We start from the raw sequence: 291 nt of genomic DNA on the forward strand, positions 1-291 counted from the left end.
CCGACCGCCAGGGAACTGCTCAAGGTTCTGCAGGCCTAGTTCTGTTCCGGCGCGGCCAAGGCGCCCGCGCGCATCTGTCGGTGACAGGAGTCCCATCATGAATGCGACGACAACCCCAACTCAACTTAAGGTTGCACGGCACTCCCCGGCCTGTTGGCGTGTCACGATCGACCACCCGCCGATCAACGTGATGGGCCCGCCGATGGTCGGGCAATTCCACGAACTCATCAACGCGCTAGAAGCCGACGAGCATGTCAGAGTGGTGGTCTTCGAAAGTGCGGTAGACGGCTA

The 291-nt window shown here is 61.5% G+C and carries 1 pseudogene; it reads left to right on the forward strand.

The features are described from left to right. Positions 1–97: 97 nt before the first annotated feature. A pseudogene (locus P0D96_RS48620) lies at positions 98–291 on the forward strand (enoyl-CoA hydratase/isomerase family protein); the annotation flags it as partial.

Origin of the sequence: Paraburkholderia sp. RL17-347-BIC-D (assembly GCF_046027915.1) — a bacterium.
GTDB lineage: Bacteria > Pseudomonadota > Gammaproteobacteria > Burkholderiales > Burkholderiaceae > Paraburkholderia.